General features: G+C 69.6%; 16 protein-coding genes. 13 read left to right on the top strand and 3 right to left on the bottom strand.

Annotated elements, in window-relative coordinates:
- Positions 1 to 89 precede the first annotated feature (89 nt).
- A complete protein-coding gene (locus KVY00_RS14245) occupies positions 90 to 680 on the bottom strand; it encodes a TetR/AcrR family transcriptional regulator (RefSeq protein ID WP_223043525.1) in 591 nt (196 codons plus the stop codon).
- A gap of 123 nt (positions 681 to 803) precedes the next feature.
- On the opposite strand from KVY00_RS14245, the gene KVY00_RS14250 reads away from it, so the two are divergent.
- From KVY00_RS14250 to KVY00_RS14290, 9 genes are all read left to right on the top strand, one after another.
- Positions 804 to 2,447 (top strand): ABC transporter substrate-binding protein, encoded by a 1,644-nt coding sequence (locus KVY00_RS14250; protein ID WP_223043526.1) that lies wholly within the window; start codon positions 804 to 806, stop codon positions 2,445 to 2,447.
- 135 nt (positions 2,448 to 2,582) lie between these two features.
- Complete coding sequence (locus KVY00_RS14255; protein WP_223043527.1) at positions 2,583 to 3,542, top strand: ABC transporter permease; 960 nt, start codon at positions 2,583 to 2,585, stop codon at positions 3,540 to 3,542.
- The gene (locus tag KVY00_RS14260; protein ID WP_223043528.1) at positions 3,539 to 4,402 is read left to right on the top strand and encodes an ABC transporter permease; all 864 of its coding nucleotides are present in this window, start codon (positions 3,539 to 3,541) and stop codon (positions 4,400 to 4,402) included. Before KVY00_RS14255 ends, KVY00_RS14260 begins: the two co-directional genes overlap by 4 nt.
- Positions 4,399 to 6,120, top strand: a complete 1,722-nt coding sequence (locus KVY00_RS14265; RefSeq protein WP_223043529.1) for an ABC transporter ATP-binding protein — start codon at positions 4,399 to 4,401, stop codon at positions 6,118 to 6,120. Before KVY00_RS14260 ends, KVY00_RS14265 begins: the two co-directional genes overlap by 4 nt.
- A complete protein-coding gene (locus tag KVY00_RS14270; protein ID WP_223043530.1) occupies positions 6,117 to 6,632 on the top strand; it encodes a DUF3237 domain-containing protein in 516 nt (171 codons plus the stop codon). The genes KVY00_RS14265 and KVY00_RS14270 overlap by 4 nt, the downstream gene beginning before the upstream one ends.
- A gap of 24 nt (positions 6,633 to 6,656) precedes the next feature.
- Positions 6,657 to 8,339 carry an amidohydrolase gene (locus tag KVY00_RS14275; RefSeq protein WP_223043531.1) on the top strand — a complete coding sequence of 561 codons (1,683 nt, stop codon included), beginning with the start codon at positions 6,657 to 6,659 and terminating at the stop codon, positions 8,337 to 8,339.
- 119 nt (positions 8,340 to 8,458) lie between these two features.
- Positions 8,459 to 9,745, top strand: a complete 1,287-nt coding sequence (locus KVY00_RS14280) for a flavin-dependent oxidoreductase (RefSeq protein ID WP_223043532.1) — start codon at positions 8,459 to 8,461, stop codon at positions 9,743 to 9,745.
- Entirely contained in the window at positions 9,742 to 10,209 is a 468-nt protein-coding gene (locus tag KVY00_RS14285; RefSeq protein WP_223043533.1) for a DUF3237 domain-containing protein, read from the top strand. Before KVY00_RS14280 ends, KVY00_RS14285 begins: the two co-directional genes overlap by 4 nt.
- Before the next feature lie 360 nt (positions 10,210 to 10,569).
- Positions 10,570 to 11,673 (top strand): type IV toxin-antitoxin system AbiEi family antitoxin domain-containing protein, encoded by a 1,104-nt coding sequence (locus tag KVY00_RS14290; RefSeq protein WP_223043534.1) that lies wholly within the window; start codon positions 10,570 to 10,572, stop codon positions 11,671 to 11,673.
- A gap of 151 nt (positions 11,674 to 11,824) precedes the next feature.
- Here the strand turns inward: KVY00_RS14290 and KVY00_RS14295 are convergent, their stop codons facing one another.
- Positions 11,825 to 13,636, bottom strand: a complete 1,812-nt coding sequence (locus KVY00_RS14295) for a thiamine pyrophosphate-binding protein (protein WP_223043535.1) — start codon at positions 13,634 to 13,636, stop codon at positions 11,825 to 11,827.
- Between the two features lie 148 nt (positions 13,637 to 13,784).
- On the bottom strand, positions 13,785 to 14,870 hold the full coding sequence (locus tag KVY00_RS14300; RefSeq protein WP_223043536.1) for a helix-turn-helix domain-containing protein: 1,086 nt from the start codon (positions 14,868 to 14,870) through the stop codon (positions 13,785 to 13,787).
- 188 nt (positions 14,871 to 15,058) lie between these two features.
- Between KVY00_RS14300 and KVY00_RS14305 the strand changes: the two genes are divergently transcribed.
- Genes KVY00_RS14305 through KVY00_RS14320 form a run of 4 tightly spaced genes read left to right on the top strand, consistent with a single transcriptional unit; the run spans position 15,059 to position 20,125 of the window.
- Positions 15,059 to 16,639: an ABC transporter substrate-binding protein gene (locus tag KVY00_RS14305; protein ID WP_223043537.1), complete on the top strand. Its 1,581-nt coding sequence runs from the start codon at positions 15,059 to 15,061 to the stop codon at positions 16,637 to 16,639.
- A complete protein-coding gene (locus tag KVY00_RS14310; protein ID WP_223043538.1) occupies positions 16,636 to 17,628 on the top strand; it encodes an ABC transporter permease in 993 nt (330 codons plus the stop codon). Before KVY00_RS14305 ends, KVY00_RS14310 begins: the two co-directional genes overlap by 4 nt.
- Positions 17,625 to 18,488 (top strand): ABC transporter permease, encoded by an 864-nt coding sequence (locus KVY00_RS14315; RefSeq protein WP_223043539.1) that lies wholly within the window; start codon positions 17,625 to 17,627, stop codon positions 18,486 to 18,488. The genes KVY00_RS14310 and KVY00_RS14315 overlap by 4 nt, the downstream gene beginning before the upstream one ends.
- Positions 18,485 to 20,125, top strand: a complete 1,641-nt coding sequence (locus KVY00_RS14320) for an ABC transporter ATP-binding protein (RefSeq protein WP_223043540.1) — start codon at positions 18,485 to 18,487, stop codon at positions 20,123 to 20,125. Before KVY00_RS14315 ends, KVY00_RS14320 begins: the two co-directional genes overlap by 4 nt.
- Position 20,126 lies beyond the last annotated feature (1 nt).

The raw sequence follows: 20,126 nt of genomic DNA on the forward strand, positions 1-20,126 counted from the left end.
CCTGCGCGAGTGTACGCGTCGCAGGATCCCGCAACGCGGTGGTGCCGTGGGCGCCATCGGGAGATGCAGAGAACGCTTCGCGTCTGCTTCTAAGCATCTCGCGCGCGCGGGACGGAGGGCAGCGCGCGCAGCGCAGACAGTGCGACCTCGCGCGTGCGCGCCGCGTTCCAGTACGCGGGGTCCTCGGCATTCGCGAAGTAGGAGCCGCGCAGCAGCAGGTAGCCGAGCTCGCTCGCGAGGTCGGGATCGGCGTAGCCGGCCTCGCGAGCGGTTTCGCGCAGCGCCGCCCGGTACCCCGCCGATTCCCGGCGCAGCACGTCGCGCAGCGCGGGCTCCGTTTCGGCGTTCGCGACGATCTCGAGGATCAGGGCCCGCAGCACGGGTTCGGCATCGTCGGGTTCGGGCTCCCACGAGACCAGGGCCTCGAAGCGCTCGGCGGGGGAGAGGTCGTCGACGACGTTCTCGTATTCGGAGCGCCATCGAGCGCTGGCGCGGTCGAGCACGTTGAGGATCAGCGCGGTGCGCGAGGGGAGGTAGTTCGTGACGAGCGTGGTGGACCCGCCGAGCTCGCGGGCGACCGCACGGATGGTGACGGCGTTGGCGCCTGAAGCGCGGGCGACGCGGATCGTGGCCTCGGCGATGGCCTGGAGTCGTGCTTCACGGTCGATGTCCTTGGGCATAGCGCGAGCCTAGCGACCGGCCTCACAAAAATGCAACATTGATGTACAACAGCGTTATATTATGATGTGCCTCGGATGGATCATCGTCGATCCACCCCGAGGCGATTCCGAAAGGACGGAACCATGAAACGAAGCGGACTGGTCGCGGCACTGGCGCTCGGAGCGGCGGGGCTCTTCGCCGTCACCGCCTGCGCGCCGCGCGAGAGCGTTGCTACCGAGAGTCGGGAGGCGGTCGATCGGGAACAGCTCGTCACGGCGCTGCCCGCGGCCGAGACCCCGGTCGACGAGGTCGTGTGGTCGGTCGTCGAGGGCGAGCCGGCGACGCTCGACCCGGGCACGTCGGCGACGGTGATCATCCCCAACCTCTGCGAGAACCTGCTGCAGCTGCAGCCCGACTTCTCGATCGCTCCCGGCGTCGCCGAGAGCGCCGAGTGGATCGACCCCGTGACCTTCGTCATCGAACTGCGCGACGACGTCTTGTTCTGGGACGGCACCCCGCTCACAGCCGACGACGTGGTCTACAGCCTGCAGCGCGGCCAGGATCCCGCCTCGCAGTGGTTCGCCGCGTTCGTGCTCGTCTCGAGCATCGAAAAGACCGGCGACCTCGAGGTGACGGTGCGCTTCGACGCACCCGACTCCGCCTTCCGAGACGCCATCGCGGGCGGCGCCGGTGCGGTGATGAGCAAGGCCTACGGCGAGCAGGCCGGCCCCGCGCTCGGCACCGCGGAGGGCGGGCTCATGTGCACCGGCCCCTACCAGCTCGCGCAGGGAGGGTGGACGCCCGGCAGCGAGATCGTCACCACCGCGAACGAGCACTACTGGGGCGGTGCGCCGCTCGTCGAGACCCTGAAGTACGTCTTCGTGACCGACGGGTCGACCCTCTCGACGGCGCTCACCCAGGGCGAGATCGACGGAGCCTACAACGTGCCGCCGGGCTCGCGCGGCGCGTTCGAGGGTGAGGGATCCGGCAGCCTGATCCTCGGCCCCTCGACGGCATCGTTCAGCTTCGGCCCGGCCACAGCCGACGGCCCCGCCGCGAATCCCGCGATCCGTCAGGCGCTCAGTCTCGCCATCGACCGTGAGAAGTACATCGACACCGTATTGAACGGGCTCGGCGAGGCGCAGAAGACCATCGTGCCGCCCTTCACGTTCGGCGAATCCGAGGCGAGCAGCATCTACCAGGCGGCCTACGACGAGCTCGACGCCCCCGAGGTCGACCTCGAGCGCGCGAAGCAGCTCATCGAGGAGAGCGGCGAGGACGTCAGCCAGCCGCTCGTCGTGGCGATCCCCGCCGGCGCGAAGGAGTTCCAGCAGACCGCCGCCATCATCCAGAGCGCAGGGAAGAGCATCGGACTCGACATCGAGATCGATGAGATGCAGCCCGCCGACTTCGGTGCGATGTTCTACGATCCGGGCGCCCGCGACGGCATCGACTTCGTCGCCACGCAGGGCTACCTCGAGACCCCCGGCGTGATCGGCTACCCGTCGCTGTTCACGCTGCCCGAGGATCGCGGCGGCGTCTTCAACTGGAGCGGCTACTCGAACGACGAGGTCACCGCCCACATGGAGGCGGCACGCACCGCGACGGACGCGGAAACCGCGGCCGAGGAATTCGTGGCGGCGCAGCGGATCTTCGCTCCCGATCAGTTGCAGGTGACCCTGGCGGGCTCCTACCAGCTCACCTATCTCTCCGACGAGCTGACCGGTGCCACCACGTCGATCGCCATCTACAGCAGCCCCTGGGCGCTGCACCTCGGCGGCAAGTGACGTCGGAGGGACGCGCCAGCACCCCTCCGACGTCATCCTGCGGACGAGCAGCGTTTCTCTCGCACATTCCGTGCACGCAGGATGACGGGCGGGGAAGCCCCGCTCGAACCGACTGAACACGTAAGGAACCACACGGTGAACGGACTCCTGATACGCACTCTGCTGGGAAGGCTCGGTGGCCTGCTGCTGACCCTCTTCCTGTCGAGCGTCGTGATCTTCTCCGCCCTGCTGCTCACGCCGGGCGACCCCATCGCGGCTCTCGCGGGCGGGGCCAAGCCGACCCCCGAGCTCATCACCCAGATCCGCGCCGAGTACCACCTCGACGACCCGATCTGGTCGCGCTATCTGCAGTGGCTCGGAGGCGTCTTCACCGGTGATTTCGGGCGCTCCTTCGTCTACAAGACCGACGTGCTCGACCTCGTGGCCCCCCGCTTCGGCGTCACCTTCCAACTGGTGCTCCTCACCGTCGTCATCATCCTCGTGTTCGGCGTGGGCTCGGGCATCCTCGCCGCGACCCGCGGCCCGGCCGTGGACCGCGCCGTCGCCGTCGCTACGGCGCTCGGCATGGCGCTGCCCACCTTCGTGGTCGCGATCCTGCTGATCTGGATCTTCGCGAAGAGCCTCGGCTGGTTCCCCGTCTTCGGCGAGGGGACGGGCGGGTGGGACCGACTGTGGCACCTGATCCTGCCCGCGGTCTCGCTCTCCGTCATGTTCATCGCCTACATCAGCCGCGTGACCCGCAGCTCGCTCGTCGCTCAGCTGCACTCCGAGCACGTCGAGACGGCTCGGGTGCGCGGCATCCCGCGCAGCCGCATCTTCCGAGTGCACGTGTTCCGCAACGCGTCACCGCAGATCCTCGCGATTTCGGGCACCACCATCGCGGGTCTCTTCGCGGCCTCTGCCATCGCCGAGCAGGCGTTCGGCCTCGGCGGCATCGGCTCCCTGCTCACGGAGGCGGCCGCCCGCAAGGACCTGCCGGTCGTGCAACTCGTGTCCCTGCTGCTCGTCGCCATCTTCGTGGTGCTGAACGCCGTCGCCGACCTGCTCGGCGCCCTCATCGACCCCGACACCATCACCGCAGGGAGGCAGGCATGAGCGTCGCACAGCTGGCAGCAGGCCGGGCGCCGAAGGCCGCGATCCGCGCGGCCCGGAAAGACTGGATGTTCGTCTCGGCCCTCGCCGTGTTCGGCGTCATCGCGATCGCCGCGGTGGTCGGGCCGTGGATCGCGCCCTACGACCATACCGAGCTCTACGTCGGCGACGTGAACGGCATCGCGTCGATCTCGCACCCGTTCGGCACCGACGACGTCGGCCGGGACATCCTGTCCCGCGTGCTCGTGGGCGCCCGAACGAGTGTCGTCGCGCCGATCTTCGTCGTGATCCTCTCGACGATCGCGGGGGCGGCTCTCGCAGTGACCGGAGCCTGGTTCGGCGGGGTGCTGCGCGGCACGATCGCGCGCATCGTCGACGTGATCTTCGCGATCCCCGGCCTCGTGCTCGCCGTGCTGGCGGTCGCGATGTTCGGCAAGGGGCTCGTCGCCCCCGTGATCGCCCTCTCGATCGCATACATCCCGGTGGTCGCCCGCCTCACCCAGACGGCGGCCTCTCGCGAGCTCGGCAAGCCGTACGTCGCCGCACTGCGCGTACAGGGCGTGTCGAGCTTCGCGATCTGCTTCAAGCATCTCGTACCCGCGCTCGTGCCGGTGGTCGCCGCGCAGATGGCGGTGGGCTTCGGCTACGCGATGCTCGACCTGGCGGCGATCTCGTTCCTCGGCCTCGGGGAACAGCCTCCCGCGGCCGACTGGGGTGCGATGATCGCGGGCGGCCAGGCCGGCATCCTCGCGGGCGCTCCCGAGCAGTCGCTGTTCCCCGCGATCTTCGTGGTGCTGACCGTGCTGTCGGTGAGCATCATCGGAGCCCGCGTCACCACCTGGGCAGAGGAGAAGGAACGATGACCGTCACTGAGAACACCACCGGCACCCCCGTGCTCGAACTCGACGGGCTGTCGATCTCGATGCCGGGCCGCACGCTCGTTCACGACTGCACGCTGAGGGTCGGCGCGGGCGAGGCCGTAGGCCTCGTCGGGGAGTCCGGGTCGGGCAAGACGCTCTCGGTGCGCGCAGTCGCGGGCCTGCTGCCCGCCCAGTTCGAGACGGGCGGATCGATCCGCATCCTCGGCCACGACGTCGCCGAACTGAGCACGCGCGAGCTGCGCGAACTGCGGGCGCGGCGCATCGGCATGGTCTTCCAGACGCCGCGCGCACATCTCAACCCGCTGCGCTCGATCGGCGACTTCATGACGGAGGCGCTGATCAGCGTCGGCGGAGCGAAACCGGATGCTGCCCGTGCGCGGGCCGTCGAACTGCTCGACGAGGTCGGAATCCCCGATCCCGCCCGCCGAATGCGACAGTTCCCGGCGGAGCTGTCGGGAGGTCTGCTGCAGCGCACGATGATCGCGGCGACGCTCGCCATGGATCCCGAGATCCTACTCGCCGACGAGATCACGACGGCCCTCGACGTGACCACGCAGGAGGAGGTGATGGCCGTGATCGGGGAGCTTCGCAAGCACCGCGAGCTGTCGATGCTGTTCATCACGCACGACCTCGCGCTCGCCGGGGCGGTCACCGATCGCGTCGCCGTGATGCGGCGGGGACGCACGATCGAGACGCTGCGGTCGGCCACCATGCGCCGCGACGCGCAGGAGGAGTACACGCGCGTGCTCATGGCCGCGGCGCTCGACGAGGAGCCCGCGGCCCAGGACGGGACCGAACCGACCGAGCACCGCTGCCCCGCTCCGATCCTGTCGGTCGACGGTCTGCGCAAGACCTTCCGGGTGCGCAGTGCGACGGGCGGCGGACGCGAGACCTTCGTCGCGGTCGACGACGTGACGTTCGAACTCGCCTCCGGCGGGTCCCTCGGCATCGTGGGGGAGTCGGGATCCGGCAAGTCGACCACCGCCCGCATCATCTGCGGCCTGGAACGCGCCGACGCCGGCACCGTCACCGTGGCGGGCGAGGACTGGAGCGCGCCCGCCCGCGGCACCGCCGCACGTCGAGCGCGCGCCAAGACCGTACAGATGGTGTTCCAGGATCCCTACCAATCGCTCGATCGAAGGCAGACCGTGCGGCAGTGCCTCGCCGAAGCGATCCGCGTGCACCGGCCGCGCGACTCCCGCGCCGCCGTCGAGGCGCGCATCGCCGAGCTGATGGGGCAGGTGCGTCTCGACGAGGCCCTGCTCGACGCGCGTCCGCGCGCCCTGTCAGGCGGGCAGCGCCAGCGCGTCGCCATCGCACGGGCGCTCGCCGCCGATCCACGCATCCTCGTGCTCGACGAGGCGGTCTCGGCGCTCGACGTGACCACGCAGGTCGAGATCCTCTCGCTGCTCGACGCGATCCGGCGCGATACGGGCGTGGCGCTGCTCATGATCACCCACGACCTCACCGTGATCCGGCGCCTCTGCGACAGTGTCGCCGTGATGCGACGGGGTGCGGTCGAGGAGTACGGCACCGCCGACGAGATTCTCGACGCTCCCCGCGCAGAGTACACGCGGCTGCTGCTCGATTCGATTCCGCGGGAGGGGTGGAAGCCCCGGCGACGGAGGCCGGGCCGCACCTCGGCGATCCCCGTCGTCACCGGCACCCAGACCGTTCCCGACATGGAGGACCTCGCATGATCGACGCTGCAGAGACAGCACTCATCGAACCCGCGCTCGAGTACTGCTTCGAGTTGCGCGTCGACGTCGCCGATGCGCTGCCGATGGGAGGCTCGACCGAGGGCGAGGGACTGCATTTCGCGCCGATCACGGGTGGGGCCTTCGAGGGTCCGCGCTTGCGCGGACGGATCCTGCCGGGCGGCGGGGACTGGTGGCACGGACGCGGTCTCACCGTGCGCCTCGATGCCCGCTACGTGATCGAAGCCGAGGTGCGCGGGGACGAGCACCGGAACGGCGAGCCCGCCCGCGCCGCGATCGACGTCGTGAACCGCGGCTACTGGCGAACAGACCCCGAGAGCTTCGAGCGCATGCTCGCCGGAGAGGCCGTGGACGAGCGCGATCTCTACTACCGCACCGCCTTCACCTTCCAGACCGAGCATCCCGCCCTGCAGTGGCTGGCCGAGTCGCAGTTCGTCGGGTACGCGCGCCCCGAGCCCGGGCGCGTGGTGATCCGTGTATTCCGGCTCGCGTAGATACCTCAGAGAGAAAGAGTGACCATGTCAGAATTCGCAGACCTCTGCATCGTGAACGGCCGAGTGTTCGACGGCCGGGTGCGCACGGCGAGCACGGCGGTGGCGGTGCAGAACGGCCGCATCGTCGAGGTCGGGACAGACACCGCGGTGCTCGCTCACCGCGGCCCCCGCACGCGTGTCATCGATGCCCGCGCCGGAGCGATCCTGCCCGGCTTCGTGGACGCCCACGCGCACGCGGCGTTCGCCGGAGTCGAGCGCCTGAGCCTCGACCTCACCTCCGCGGACTCGGTCGACGGCACCGTCGAGCTCATCGCGCGGGCGGCGGCGGCCCTCGACGCCGCAGGCGACCCCGATGCCTGGTTGACCGGCGGAGGCTGGTCGCACGAGCTGTTCGAGCACCCGACCCGCCAGATGCTCGACGAGATCGCCCCCGACCGTCCCATCGCCCTCAGCGACGCCGGCCACCACACGCTCTGGGTCAACAGCCGGGCCCTCGAGATCGCCGGCATCGACCGCGACACCCCGCAGCCGGCCAACGGGCACGTCTACCACGACCAGCACGGCGAGCCCACGGGCTACCTCAACGAGGGCGGCGTCGAGCTGCTCGCGCCGTACATCCCGGCCGCCACAGTCGAGGAGATGACGGCCGGGCTGCTGGAGGCGCAGCGCTACCTGTGGTCGCTCGGGGTCACCGGCTGGCACGAGGCGATCCTCGGGGAGTTCAACGGAAAAGCCGACTGCACCCCCGCCTACCTGGCAGCGATCTCCGACGGGTCGCTGCGCAGCCGCGTCTCGGGCGCCCTGTGGATCCCGGCCGGTACGACGCTCGCCGAGGTGCCGGCGCTGGTCGAGCACTTCGAGCGCCGTCGCGCCGAGAACGAGGCGGCGGGGCTGCCGTCGTCGACCTGCAAGGCCATGGTCGACGGCGTGCCGCAGGGGGAGACCGCCGCTCTGCTCGACCCCTACTGCTCGCACCCGCACACCGGCGAGCTGCACATCGACGCCGAGACCATGTGCGAACTCGCGATCCGACTCGATGCGCGAGGCTTCGCCCTCCACCTGCACGTCATGGGCGACCGGGGCACGCGCGTCGCCCTCGACGCGATCGAGGCGGCGCGCCGTGCCAACGGGCCCGGACCGCGTCACCACCTCGCCCACCTCTCGATGATCGCCCCCGACGACACCCGGCGCTTCGGAGCCCTGGGGGTGACTGCCAACATCCAGGGGCTGTGGGCCACCACCGATCCATCGATGATCGCGGTCGTCGGGGAGGAGCGCTCGGCGCGGTCGTACCCGTTCCGCGAGCTCGTCGAGAGCGGAGCCGACCTCGCCATGGGCTCGGACTGGCCAGTGTCGCTCGCCGATCCCTGGCAGGCGATCCACGTGGCGGTCAACCGCGCGCACCCCTTCGGACCGGCGGCAGGGCTGCCGCCGCTCGACCCCTCACAGGCGCTCACGCTCGTCGAGGCGCTCGCCGCGTACACGAGCGGGTCAGCGTCGCTCGTGCTCGGGGCCGCCGGGCGTGTGAGCGTCGGGGAGCGCGCCGACCTCGTCGTGGCGACCGAGGACCCGTTCGAGCTGCCGGAGGATCAGCTGTTCAGGCTGGCAACGGCCGTCACCGTCGTGGCCGGCGAGGTCGTGCACGAGCGGGTGCCCGCCGGGTCACCCGACACTCGTGCGCTCCCCGAACCCGTCGAAAAGCGCTGAGCCCGGCTCCGGATCAGAGATCTCTGATCTCTGATCCCTGATCCCTGATCCCTACTCCGGTCTCCGGAAAGGAGACCGGCCCCTCTCTCCATCCGCAATCGTGTAAGGAAGCACATCTCATGAAGATCATCATCGTCGGGGCCGGTATCGGCGGCCTCATCACCGCGCTCAGCCTGGAGGCGGCGGGGTTCACGGATATCACCGTGGCGGAGCGCACCCCCGAGATCCGCGGGCTGGGCGTGGGGGTGAACCTCCTGCCGCACGCGGTGCGCGAGCTGACCGAGCTCGGCGTGGCCGACCGTATCGCGGCGCTCGGCGTGGAACCGGGCACGCTCAGCTACTTCAACCGTCAGGGGCAACCGATCTGGAGCGAGCCGCGCGGGCGCGACGCGGGCTATGAGTGGCCGCAGCTCTCCGTGCACCGTGGTCGGCTGCAGCTCGAACTGCGCGATCTCGTCGAGGAGCGTCTCGGGGACGTGATCCGGCTCGGGCACCGGCTCGTGGACCTGCGGGACGGTGCGGAGGGCCTGGGCGGGGATCCCGCTGCCGCGGGGGCGACCGCGGTGTTCGAGCTGCCCGATGGCAGCCGTACCGAACTGACCGGCGACCTCGTGATCGCAGCCGACGGCATCCACTCGGCTGCGCGCAAGCTGTTCTACCCGGCCGAGGGGGAACCGGTGTGGAGCGGTCTCACGCTGTGGCGGGGCACCGCCCTGATCGAGCCCTTGCTCGACGGGCGCACCATGGTCATGGTCGGCGACGGCGAGCAGCGGTTCGTGGCCTACCCGCTGAGCGGTCCGCTCGAGGACGGGCGGCAGCGCCTCAACTTCATCGCCGAGCGCCGCGGGGAGGGATCTCCCACCGCCGACTGGAACCGGCAGGTCGAGCGCGGCCCCATCGCCGAGATATTCGAGGGGTGGAGCTACGACTGGCTCGATATCCCCGCAGTGATCGCGGGCGCCGAGGAACTGCTCGAGTACCCGATGGTCGACCGCGATGCGATCCCGCAGTGGACGTTCGGACGCGTCGTGCTGCTCGGCGACGCCGCCCACGCCATGTACCCGAACGGTTCGAACGGCGGCTCGCAGGCTACCCTCGACGCTCGCACGTTGGCGTACGAGCTGGCGACGGCGACCTCGGTCGACGCGGCGCTCGCCGCCTACGAGGGGGCGCGCCGCCCCGCGACGGCTCGGATGCTCGAACTGGCCCGCGGCGGCGGGCCCGAGAAGGTCATGCAGCTCGCCCGGGACCGCGCCCCGGAGGGTTTCACCGATATCGAGGCCGTGATCCCGCGCGAGGAGCTCGAGACGATCGCCGCGGAGTACAAGATCGCGGCGGGCTTCCACCCCGACCAGCTGAACGCGCGCTCGTCGTTCAACGCCCGCGTCGGGCAGGGCGCGGCATGACGGCGCCGGAGCTCGCCCCCGTCTGCGAGATCGTGGTCGAGTTGGGCGAGCCGCGCGGTTTCGGCCTCACGCGCGACGGTGAGCGCCGTTTCACCCCGATCGTCGGGGGCGAGCTGCGCGGGATCGCGGATGCCGAGATCGGCGATGCGGTGCGGGCGCTGCGGGCCGAGATCCTGCCTGGCGGGGGAGACCGTCAGCTCGTGCGCGCGGCATCGTCGCAGCCGGACGGCACGACCGCTCTCGAGATAGACGCCCGCTACGACGCGCGCAGTCCGGAGGGCGCGCTGATCGGGGTTCACGCGACCGGCATCCGGCGCGCAGGGGTCTCGGGGGTGTACTTCCGGGCGATGATCCGCTTCGAGACCGCCGATCCCGCACTCGCCGAACTGCAGGACGCGCTCTTCGTCGCCGACGGCGTGCGCGAGGCCGATCGCGTACGCCACACCGTGTACCGCCTCACCTGACGCGGGCCGGTCCGCTGGCCGCTGGCCGCTGGCCGTTGTCCCGATGGCCGATGGCCCGACGGCCGCCGGCCTGCCCTCCGGCCGGGCTCCGGATGCCGTCGTCCCGACGGCCGCCGGCCTGCTGGCCCGCCGGGCTCCGGCTGCCTGTCTCCTCTGACGAAACCGCGCCGTTGTAGACCTCCTGCACAGTTGTAGACCTCTCATCCCGTAGGAGAGGTCTACAACGGTGCAGCAGGTCTACGGCTGTCAGACCGTCAGAGGTTCGCCCACAGGCGCGGCTTCGGGGGTGAGCGCGCTGAGTTGTCCACAGATCATCACGGAGGCGGCTCACTGCCCGCAGACATCGGCGAGGCTCGTCGCATGGACCTCGACCAGAAACGCCGAGTCGAATTCGCCGACTCGCTCGCCCTGGCGCGGCAGAGCGTCGTGAGCACGCGCGATCTTCATCGTGCCGGGATGACCGGACGAGCGATCGCGGCGGCAGTGCGAAGCGGGAGCCTGACGAGGCTGCGCACCGGATGGTTCGTGCCGGCCAGTGCGTGGGACGCCGTGAAGCCTGACGCCCGTCACCTCACCGCCGTAGTTGCGGCGCAGCGGGTGGCCCCATCCCGGATCGTGTTCTCGCACCGCTCGGCCGCGACGCTGCATCGGTTGCCCGTCTGGTCTCGCTGGCTGGCAGACGAACCGGGACCCGAGGATGAGCGCTGGCTCTCGGAGACCCGGGTCGTGCACACGACCGGGGAGTCTGGCGCCAGACGGGTCCCCGAGCCGTCACGCGTGCGCCACAGGGAGAGCTTGTCCGCCGCCGACGTCGTTCGAGTCGACGGCTTCGCATGTACTTCGATCGAGCGGACGCTCTTCGACATCGCACGCTCCGAACCCTTCCCGATCGCGCTCGCATGCATCGATGAGGCACTGCGTCGAGAGGTGAGCCGCGGGAGGCTGGTGGATCGCGAGCGCTGGGCGGCCTGGCGCGAGCGCATGCTCGGACGTGCGCGTGCCTACGCGGGGCGACCGGGCGCACGAGCGGTCAGAGCGCTCGCGCTGCTCGCCGATCCCAGGGCGGATTCGCCGCTCGAGAGCGGAAGCCGCCTGCGATTCCTGCAGTGCGGAATCGAGGTGGAGCTGCAGCACGAGGTGTTCGGAGCCGACGGCCGTCGGTATCACCTCGACTTCTGGCTCAAGCGCCAGAACCTTTTCGGCGAGTGTGACGGAAAGATCAAGTACGTCGACGTCGAACTGCTGAACGGCAGAAGCGCGGACGACGTGTTCTTCGCCGAGAAGCTGCGGCAGGACGCCGTAAGCGGTGCCATCATGATGCGGGGCGTGCGGTGGGCCGCGAGACACGTCGTGACCGGCGCTCGATTCGCGGCTCACCTGCGATCGCTCGGCGTCGAGGTTCCGGGCCGTGCCACCCGGGTATTCGGCGCCGACGTGGCAGGGTTCCTGGATGCGTTGCCGTGACAGCAGCGGCCATTGCAGACCTCACGCACCGCTGCAGTGCCGCCGCACGGTGCGTGAGGTCTACAACGGTGCGAGAGGTCTACGACGGTGCGGAGGACTGCAGTGGTGCGGAAGGGCCGCCTCCGCGGCCCGGCCCGCCCAGCCCTGCGCCCTACTCCGCGGGGACGTCGAGGCCGTTGACGCGCTGGATCTCGCGCTGGTACTCGGCCACCACGCTGCGGGAGACGCGGCAGTCAAGCAGGATCGTGCCCTGCGCTCCGGCCGCCGTCCACGCGGCCAGCGCCTCGAGGTCGTCGAGGCGCTCCACCCGCACTCCCTGCGCACCGAGGGCGCTCGCGACGCCCGCGAAATCGACGTCGGGGATCAGCATCGGGCCCTGCCCGAGCCCCATCTCGCCGTACAGGTGCACCTCGGCTCCGTAGGCTCCGTCGTTCCACACCACGATCACGCTGCTCGGGGAGGTGCGGATCGCGGTCTCGAGATCCGCGAGCGCCATGAGGCCGCCGCCGTCGCCGGTGCTCAGCACGGTCGTGGTGCCGGGAGCAGCCGCCGCGACGCCCGCGACCGTGGGGAAGCCGAGGCCGATGGTCTGGTACGCGGTGCCGACCATGATCATGCGCTCAGGGGATGCCACGTGCCAGCGGGTGTTGGCCCAGCCGATGAAGTGGCCGCCGTCCGTGGTGACGTGCCGATCTGCGGGCAGCAGTTCGTCGAGGCGGGCGGCCACCGCGCGCGGGTCGAGCCGGCCGTCGGCGCAGATACCCTCGGGATGGGCGAGCAGCCCGTTGTCGCGAGCGCGGAGAGCGCCGCCGGGCTCGAGGCCGGGCACGCTCTCGCGCCACCCGCTCGGCACCCGGCCGGCATCGAGCAGCGCGCCGCGCAGCGTGGCGAGCGTCGCGCGGGCGTCGCCCTGCAGCAGCAGATGGGTGATCGGGCGGTTGGTCTTCGGCGGGGAGACCTGCTCGTCGTCGATGCGGATCACGGTCGTGCCTGGCCCGAAGAGGTCGCCGAAGCGCATCGTGAACTGGTTCAGGCTCGCGCCGACCACGAGCACGACATCGGCGAGCTCGATGGTCTCCATCGCGGCCTGCTGCCCGAAGCCGCCAGTCACGCCGAGGTCGAAGCGCGGATCGGGGAAGATGCTGCGCGCGAGTGCGGTGGTCGAGGTGAGTGCGCCGAGGGTGTCGGCGATCGCGCCGAGCTCCGCCGAGGCGCCCGAGAGGTGCGCGCCGCGCCCGGCGAGAACGACCGGCCGCTCGGCCTCGATCAGCGCGCGCACCGCGGCCTCGAGCTGGTGGCCTGCGGGGCCGCCGAGGCGTTCCGGCTGGGGCGTCACCGCGGCGGGTGAGGGAGCCGCGATGTCGGCGACGGAGGCGCTGAGCGAGGCCAGCACCGCCGGATCGTTCAGGTCGATGCCAGCGGATCCGGATCCGGATCCCGCTCCCTCGCGGCCCGCCTGTGAAGCGACGGCGGGAGCCGACACGAGGTCGTATGGGATGCCGAGCACGACGGGCCGGCGCACGCGGTGCGCGTAGGCGACCGCGCGATCCACGGTCCGCTCGATGTTGGTGACCGAGAGCATGTGCGTGCGCACGCCGAGCGCAGCGGCGAGCATCTCCTGGTCGACGTCCCAGGGGCGCGGGCCCGCGCTCGGGGCGTCTCCGACGACGACGAGCATGGGGGTGCGGGCCTGCGCCGCCTCGGCGAGCGCGGTGAGGGTGTTGGTGAAGCCCGCGCCGTAGGTGGTGGTGGCGATCGCGAGCCTGCCGCTCACGCGGGTATAGGCATCGGCCGCGGCAACCGTGCCCGCCTCGTGGCGCACGGCGGTGTAGGGCACGCCGACCTGGGCCAGGTGCTCGATGAGGTGGGCGTTGCCGTTGCCCATCAGGCCGAAGCTGTGGTCGGCGTGCTTGGCGAGCGCGGTCGCGAGGGCATGGGTGAGCGAGGGAGTCGGAGTGGACATCACAGATCCTTGAGCGATTCGAAAGGGAATATTGGAGCCGTGTATGTCTCGTCGCGTCGACGGCGGTGCCGGTGCGACAGCAGCGCCCCTTTTTCGAGCGCCTTGGCCGGTCGGGCCGAAGAGCTCGACCGGACTGGACAGGGTTATTCTAGCGATAATCCGGCGGCTCAGCGGTAGCTCTGCGCGCTGTACTGAAGAAGTCCTCCGTGGTCGTCAGCCGGCCGGCCTGCGGGGCCCGCTCTCCCTCGCGGGTGCTGCGCCGATATTCGCGAGGCGAGACACCCGTCGCCTGCTTGCACACGCGGCTGAAGTGGGCCAGGTCTGCGAACCCCCACCGCGAGGCGATGTCCGAGACGGTGGAGCCGTTGCTCGGCGCCGCGAGCTCGTGGAGGGCGTGATGCATGCGTCGGTGCCTGATCCACCCGCTCGGAGTCCAGTTGTGCGGCTTGAAGAGGAGCTGCAGCGATCGCACCGACATGAAGTGGCTCGCCGCGACCACCGCCGGGGTGAGATCGGGATCGCGGAGGTTGTGCTCGATGAATGCGAGCACATCGGTGAGCGGGCGTTCTTCCTCCTGGAGCGAGAGCGGAGCGTGCAGCCGCAGCATCGCGGCGATGAGATCGCGCACGAATCCGCCGGCCGACATCCGGTCGAATGGACCGAGCAGTGCGCGGTTGAAGAAGAACCCTTCGAGCACACTGCTGAGCACGCGTGCCGGGCCGTCGGAGCTGCCGATCGTCGAGGCTGAGAGCGCGTCGAAATCGCTGACCACCGCCGAGACCGCGGAGCCGGGGATGACGGTGGCCATCCGCTCGTGATGACCGTTGACGATCACCTCGAACGGTCGTGCGAGCTCGGTCACCGCGAACTCTCCCGGCCGGATCAGCAGTGTGTGCCCGCCCTGGCGGATCACGGCGAGACCGCTGAGCTGGTAGGTGATCATGAGGTGCGCGGGATCGCGCATCGTGCGCACCTGCTGCGGCGTGCGTCTGGCGCGATGGGCGTTCGATTGGATGGAGACGAGGGTGCAGGCGTCCAGCGCCATCGCCTGCATCCGCCCCAGCGCGTGAGGTTCCGCCGTGAACTCGACGTCGAGAGGGTCGAGCACCCGCCCGAGGGCGTCGCCCCACTGCTCGGGGCGTCGCCCGGGCTCGGAGTCGGAGAGGTCGATATCGATTTCGACCTCGGCTCCGTACCGCTCCCCGCTGCGTTGCGGCTCCCGTGCAGTGCTCATGACCCGTCCAGGATACCGACGGCGTTCCGCGGCTCGGCGGCTCCGAGCATGGCGTTCGGAGCGCTTCGCCAAATGCACGGTGTTGTTCGTGTATCGACAAGTACGGCTCGATGCGCGCCGATAGCTTCGTACACAGTCCGATGCGGTTTCACTCGACGTCGGATCTCATGACTCGAGGAGGAGCCCCCATGAACGCGTCAACGAATCGGAACGGGAGCGCATTCTCGCGCGTCCAGCTCACCCGCAGGAACCTGCTGATGTTCGCCGGTGCCGCGGGCGCGGTCGCGACGGCTTCCGGGCTCGCCGGTTGCGCGACGGATACGGCCGCATCGGGCGGCGGAGCTCCGGCCGGAGGGAGCGGCGGCCGACTGCGGCTCGGGATCAACGGGGGCACCATCGCGACCGTCTTCGACCCTCACACCGCCAACGACGAGCTGCACAACTTCGTGGCGGTCTCGATGTATGAGAATGTCACCCAGCTCAACGGCAAGTTCCAGCTCGAGAACGTGCTCGCCGAGGAGATCACGCCGAACGCCGACGGCACCGAATGGACTCTCCGTATCCGCGAGGGGATCGAGTTCCATCACGGCAAGACCGTCACCGCAGAGGACGTCATCTTCAGTTACAACCGCATTCTCGATCCGGCGACGGGGGCGCTCGCCGCGGGCTTGCTCGCCCCCATCGCTGAGATGACGAAGATGGATGAGCGCACGGTCCGGTTCACCATGTCGAAGCCGCACGGCTGGCTCGACCTGGCGCTCGGCGACGGCAGCATCCAAGGCATCGTGCCCACCGATTTCGATGTCGAGAAGCCGGTATCCACCGGTCCCTGGGAATTCGTCTCGCACGAACCGGGCAAGCAGTCGGTGTGGAAGCGTTTCGAGAATTATCACGGCGAGGTCGCCAAGGCGGATGAACTCGTGCTGCAGGTGCTCATCGACAATGACGCGCGCGTGAACGCGCTAGTATCCGGGCAGGTGGACGCCATCACCGGACTGCCGGGCAACCAGGTCGAACGGATCAAGAACGGCCAGGGCACCGGCATCGTCAGCCTCGAATCGGGCCAGTTCCAGCTCTTCCGGGTGCGCACCGACCAGGGACCGTTCCAGGATCGGCGGGTGCGTGAAGCGCTGCGCATGTGCCTCGACCGCGAACGCATCCTGCAGGTCGCCTACGGCGGGCAGGGGATCATCGGCTCCGACCTCTACGGGCGCTTCGATGCCGCCTACGACGAGTCGCTCGTGCGGAAGCGCGACATCGCGGGAGCGCAGAAGCTCATCGAGGAGGCGGGCGCTCAGGGTACCAAGGCGGTGCTGGCGACCTGGCCCGGATTCGCCGAGGCCGCTCAGATCATCGTCGCGAACGCGAAGGAGATCGGCCTCGACATCGCCTTCGAGGAGAAGGACGAGGCCACCTACTTCGGCAGCTACATGGACTGGGACTTCGGCGTCGACAGTTACGGAGCCCTGAGCCAGATCACGATGGCCGCGCAGACGGATACCGCGAGCTCGATGAACAACGGCACGCACTATTCGAACCCGGAATACGACGCGCTGTTCGAGAAAGCCTCCGCTGCGATGACGGCCGAGGAGCGCGAACCGCATCTGCAGGCCATGCAGAAGATCCTCTTCGAGGACGGCGGAAACATCATCCCGGTGTTCCGCAACACCCTCATGGGCGTCTCCGATAAGACGAGCGGCTGGGCGACCGAGGATCTCAACGGCATGAGCGCCTGGCGCGGACTCAACCGGGTGAGCGTGTCGGCGTGACCGAGGCTGCTCCCACCGGCGGTTCCTCGGCGCCGCTGAGGAGGTACCGCTGGATCCTGTTCCGGCTGCTGGCGGGGCTCGGCACGCTGCTGCTGGTCGCCGTCGTGGTGTTCTTCGCAACCTCGATCCTGCCCGGCGATGTCGCCCGCGTGGTGCTCGGGCGTCTGGCCACGGATGACGCCGTGGCGGCTCTGCGGGAATCGATGGGGCTCGACAGGCCCCTGGTCGTGCAGTTCTTCGATTGGCTCGGCGGGCTGCTCACCGGAGATCCGGGTGTATCCCTCGTGTCGGGTGTGCCGGTGCTCGAATACGTGCTGCCGCGTCTCGCCAACACCCTTGTGCTCGTGGGCTTCGTCGCGGTGATCGGCATCCCCCTGGCGATGGTGCTCGGCGTCTCGGCCGCGCTGCGACCCCGGAGCTTCTCGGACTGGGTGGTGAACACGGCCTCGATCGTGATCGCGGGGCTCCCCGAGTTCGTCATCGGCATCCTGCTCATCGTGCTCTTCTCCACGGGACTCTTCCACCTGTTCCCTGCGGTCTCGATCAGCGGCTCGGGCAACCCGCTCGCCGATCCGATCGTGCTCGTGCTCCCGGTGCTCACTCTGGTGATCGTCGTGCTCCCGTACACGGGGCGGCAGATGCGCGCGTCGATGATCGATGTGCTCGACACCGAGTACATCCAGATGGCCCGCTTGCGGGGCATCCGCGAATCGCGGGTGGTCTGGAACCATGCGATCCGCAACGGCGTGGCGCCCGCGATTCAGGCGGCCGCCCTCACGATCGCGTTCCTGCTCGGCGGCACGATCGTGGTGGAGTACCTGTTTCAGTATCCGGGTGTCGGAATGGCACTCAATGATGCCGTGCTGCAGCGGGATCTGCCCGTCGTCCAGTTCGTCGTCGTGATCCTGGCCGCGGGGTACATCGTGTTCAACCTGCTCGCAGACGTGCTCACCGTTCTATTCACTCCGAAGCTGAGGACCGCACAATGACCGCGCCGCGCACCGAATTCGTGCAACTCGCCCCTGCGCGCCGTCGCCGGGCCTACCTCCGCGATCCGCTCGCGCTCACCGGGACGGTCCTCGTGGCGTGCGTGCTCGCGATCGCGCTCTTCGGGCCGTTCGTCGCTCCGTACGGGATCGACGAGTCCGCCGGCGCCCCGTTCGCCCCTCCTGGCGGAGGCTCGCTCCTGGGCACCGATTTCATGGGGCAGGACGTGCTGAGCCGGCTGCTGCACGGAGGTGCGAGTGTCGTCTGGACCTCGCTGTCGGCCGCGGCGATCGGTGTCGTCTTCGGTGCGATCGTGGGCATGATCGCCGGATTCCGCCGCGGCGTGTTCGACGAGGTGCTGATGCGCCTCTCCGACGTCGTGCTCTCCCTGCCGACGATCGTCTTCGTGCTGCTCTTCGTCTCCGGCCTGGGGCGGTCCCTCTGGCTGCTCACGCTGCTCATCGGCATCTCGCACATACCCCAGGTCGCGCGCGTGGTGCGCGGCGCGACCGTCGAGGTGGCGGGTCGAGAGTTCGTCGAGCAGGCCCAGGCGCTCGGGGCCTCCTGGGTGCGGATCCTGTCCGTGCAGATCGCGCCGAACATCATGTCGACGATCATGGTCGAGTTCGGGATCCGAATCGTGTGGTCGATCGTCGCGATGGCGAGCCTGAGCATGATCGGTCAGGGGATCGCTCCTCCCGCCGCGGATTGGGGCCTGATGGTGAATGAGAACCGTACCGGCCTCACCATCCAGCCCGTGGCCGTGCTCGCCCCGGTGGCGCTCATCGCGGTGTATGCGCTCGGTACGAATCTGCTCGCCGAGGCATTCTCGAGGCGGGTCGCGATGAAGGAGGGTGCATGAGTGCCACGGCTGCTCCGGCGGAGACGACGAGCGAGTACGCGGTTGAGATCGACGGCCTCGCCGTCGAGGTGACCGGCGGGCGGGTGATCGTGGACTCGGTGAGTCTGGCGATCGAGCCGGGCCGCATCCTGGGTCTCGTCGGCGAGTCGGGATCGGGCAAGACCACGGTCTCGATGGCCGTGCTCGGGTATGTGCGACCGGGCGCCGAGATCACCCAGGGTCGCGTATCTGTCGCCGGCCGGGATGTCAGGTCCCTCGACCAGGCCGGATTGCTCGCGCTGCGGGGCGCGGGTGCGAGCTATGTGCCTCAGGATCCCCGTGCCGCGTTCAACCCGGCACTGCGGATCGGGGCGCAACTGCTCGAGTGCGTCGAGGCGGGGGCGCCTGAACTGGATGCGGCTGGAAGGCGCGCCCGTGTCGCCGAGGCCCTCGACGCGGTCGGGCTTCCCGCCGACGCGGAGTTCCAGAACCGCTTCCCGCACCAGCTCTCGGGCGGCCAGTTGCAGCGGGTCGGCATCGCGATCGCGATCGCGCCGCGCCCGCGAGTGGTGGTGTGGGACGAGCCGACGACGGGGCTCGACGTCATCACGCAGCACCGCATTCTCGAGCTCGTACGCTCGCTCTGCTCTCGGTATTCGATCGCCGGCCTGTACGTGACCCATGATCTGGCCGTGCTCCCCGACCTCGCGGATGACCTGGCGGTGATGCGCGATGGGGCGATTGTCGAGCAGGGGGCCGCCTCATCGGTGCTCGCCGACCCGCAGCACCCCTACACGCGTCAACTGCTCGCCTCGGTCCCGAGCATGCGTATCGACGTCGGAGACGCCGACGCGCTCGCCGCCGAGCCGCGGTCGGAACCGCTGCTCGAGGTGAAGGGACTCAACGCCTCGTATCGGAGGCACCCGGTGCTCCGGGGCGTCGATCTCGAGGTCTCGGCCGGCGAGTGCGTCGCGGTGGTCGGAGAATCGGGATCGGGCAAGACGACTCTCTCTCGCAGTCTCATCGGCCTGCACCACGAACACGAGGGAGAGGCCCGCTGGCGCGGCAAGCAGCTTGCCCGGAAGGCCGCGCGCCGCAGCCGCGACGAGCGACGGCAACTGCAATACATCTTCCAGAGCCCCCACTCCGCACTCAACCCGCGCGCGTCCGTGCTCGACAGCATCGTGTTCGCGCGGAAGACGGTGCACCGGGACCGGGCCGCACAGCATCGGAGCGCAGCGCTCGACGCGCTGCGGATGGTGGAGCTGGATCCGGCGAAGGGGGATCTGCTGCCCGCGACGCTCTCGGGCGGCGAACGCCAGCGCGTCGCCATCGCGCGTGCGCTCGTCACCGACCCGCAGCTCATCATCTGCGACGAGATCACCTCCGCGCTGGACGTCGTCGTGCAGCAGCGGATCATGGAGCTCCTCATGGGGCTGCGCGACCAGACCGGCCTCTCCTACCTCTTCGTGACCCACAACATCGCGCTCGTGTCGGATATCGCCGACCGCGTGCTCGTACTGAAATCGGGGCGGATCGAAGAATCGGGCCGGACCGGCGGTGTGCTTCGGCATCCGAAAAGCCAGTACGTCAAAGATCTCGTCGCGTACACGCCCACGCTCGACAGCGGCATCGACCGCGCAGCCGGAACGGAGTGAC

It is taken from the genome of Leucobacter tenebrionis (assembly GCF_019884725.1).
Taxonomy (GTDB): Bacteria; Actinomycetota; Actinomycetes; order Actinomycetales; family Microbacteriaceae; genus Leucobacter; species Leucobacter tenebrionis.